The sequence below is a fragment of the Ruegeria sp. CDSA221 genome, from assembly GCF_059611825.1.
In genome coordinates, this window is record NZ_JBXWPK010000030.1 from 1 (window position 1) to 2,500 (window position 2,500).

The 2,500-nt window shown below is 53.7% G+C and carries 1 tRNA gene and 2 rRNA genes (1 of these 3 cut by a window edge); all 3 read right to left on the bottom strand.

Annotated features, from left to right (window positions below):
* Positions 1-161 precede the first annotated feature (161 nt).
* Positions 162-238, bottom strand: a tRNA-Met gene (locus AC2FJ5_RS21155).
* Positions 239-325: 87 nt separating this feature from the next.
* A 5S ribosomal RNA gene (rrf, locus tag AC2FJ5_RS21160) occupies positions 326-440 on the bottom strand.
* Between the two features lie 182 nt (positions 441-622).
* Positions 623-2,500, bottom strand: a 23S ribosomal RNA gene (locus tag AC2FJ5_RS21165); it runs 989 nt beyond the window's last position.

Genomic DNA, 2,500 nt, shown 5'->3' on the forward strand with positions numbered 1-2,500 from the left:
CGGCGTGTAAGTAATTGTAATTTTCGTTCTAAAGTTGCTTTTTTGGAGTAGGGTTTGAACCTTTGGCCTTCAGGTTATGAGCCTGACGAGGTGAAGACGTTAAGCAATTGATCCAGTGGATCAAATGTAGTCTGAACGGGCTGTGTTGATATTATTCGACCTGGTTGCGGGAGTAGGATTTGAACCTACGACCTTCAGGTTATGAGCCTGACGAGCTACCGGGCTGCTCCATCCCGCGACACTAGGTTGGCCTATCGCTTTCGCTACTTGAGGCCGGGGTCGAATAAGTAATTGTATCATTTAGAGAGAATTGGGATTTTTCTAGGTTTGGCGGTGACCTACTCTCCCGGGGCTTAAGCCCAAGTACCATTGGCGCGGCAGTGCTTAACTTCCGGGTTCGGGATGGGACCGGGTGTTTCACTTGCGCTATGACCACCAAACCGAGGAAAATCCCACGTTGCGACTTGCGTAGCAAGCGCGACGGGTGGCAGGCAGCGTCTTTTGCGTGCAAAAGGCGCGTTGCCACTCGGTAGTGTAATCAATCAACAGTGCCGCTTGGCGCGACACAGCCATCGTTAGTCTAAGGTGTGTATGTTTTTGATTTGTCTTTCCATTACTGGATCAAATCAAGCCTATCGGGCGATTAGTACCGGTCAACTGAACGCATTACTGCGCTTACATCTCCGGCCTATTGACGTGGTGGTCTTCCACGGCCCTCAGGGAGACCTTGTTTTGAGGGGGGCTTCCCGCTTAGATGCCTTCAGCGGTTATCCTGTCCGATCATAGCTACCCTGCACTGCTGCTGGCGCAACAACAGGTCCACCAGTGGATCGTTCACCCCGGTCCTCTCGTACTAGGGGCAACTCCTCTCAAGTCTCCTACACCCACGGCAGATAGGGACCGAACTGTCTCACGACGTTCTAAACCCAGCTCACGTACCTCTTTAAACGGCGAACAGCCGTACCCTTGGGACCTGCTCCAGCCCCAGGATGAGATGAGCCGACATCGAGGTGCCAAACACTGCCGTCGATATGGACTCTTGGGCAGTATCAGCCTGTTATCCCCGGCGTACCTTTTATCCGTTGAGCGATGGCCCTTCCACTCGGGACCACCGGATCACTATGGCCGTCTTTCGACTCTGCTCGACTTGTCAGTCTCGCAGTCAGGCTGGCTTCTGCCATTGCACTCAACGAGCGATTTCCGACCGCTCTGAGCCAACCTTCGCGCGCCTCCGTTACGCTTTAGGAGGCGACCGCCCCAGTCAAACTACCCGCCACGCAGGGTCCCGGATCCGGATAACGGACCGCGGTTAGACATCAAGAGTGCGAAGGGTGGTATCTCAAGGGAGGCTCCACAGAGACTTGCGTCTCTGCTTCAAAGCCCACCACCTATCCTGCACATCACAATCCTGATGCCAGTGCGAAGCTGTAGTAAAGGTGCACGGGGTCTTTCCGTCTAACCGCGGGAAGCCTGCATCTTGACAGGCAATTCAATTTCGCTGAGTCGATGTTGGAGACAGCGGGGAAGTCGTTACGCCATTCGTGCAGGTCGGAACTTACCCGACAAGGAATTTCGCTACCTTAGGACCGTTATAGTTACGGCCGCCGTTTACCTGGGCTTCAATTCAAGGCTCTCACCTCTCCTTTTAACCTTCAGGCACCGGGCAGGCGTCAGACCCTATACGTCGTCTTGCGACTTCGCAGAGCCCTGTGTTTTTAATAAACAGTCGCCACCCCCTGGTTTGTGCCCCCAGCCCCTAGTTGCCTAGGAACCGGGCCTCCTTCTCGCGAACTTACGGAGGTATTTTGCCGAGTTCCTTCAACATCGTTCTCTCAAGCGCCTTGGTATTCTCTACCAGTCCACCTGTGTCGGTTTAGGGTACGGTCTTATAGGAGGGCTATTTCCAGGAACCTCTCAGCAGCCCATTCAATCCGATAAGGATGAACTACCTCTGAGATCCGTCACCACTCCACGGCCTAGGAATATTAACCTAGTTCCCATCGCCTACGCCTTTCGGCCTCGGCTTAGGGGCCGGCTTACCCTGCTCAGATTAGCTTTAAGCAGGAACCCTTGGACTTTCGGCGAGAGTGTCTCTCACACTCTTTGTCGCTACTCATGTCATCATTCTCACTAGTGATCTCTCCACCGGATCGCTCACGCGCCGGCTTCATCGAAAAGACTTATATCTGCGCTACCGCCTATTCGGCTACTTGAGCGCGGTTGCCCGCGCCGCATAACCAGCGGCAATACAGATAAAGTCTTATGTCACACTACGCTCTGCTACCATGCCTTACGGCATCCTAAGCTTCGGCTCATGGCTTGAGCCCCGTTACATCTTCGCCGCAGGACAACTTATTTAGACCAGTGAGCTGTTACGCTATCTTTAAAGGATGGCTGCTTCTAAGCCAACCTCCTGGTTGTTTTGGTCGTCCCACCTGCTTTCCCACTTAGCCATGAATTGGGGGCCTTAGCTGTAGGTCAGGGTTGTTTCCCTCTCCAC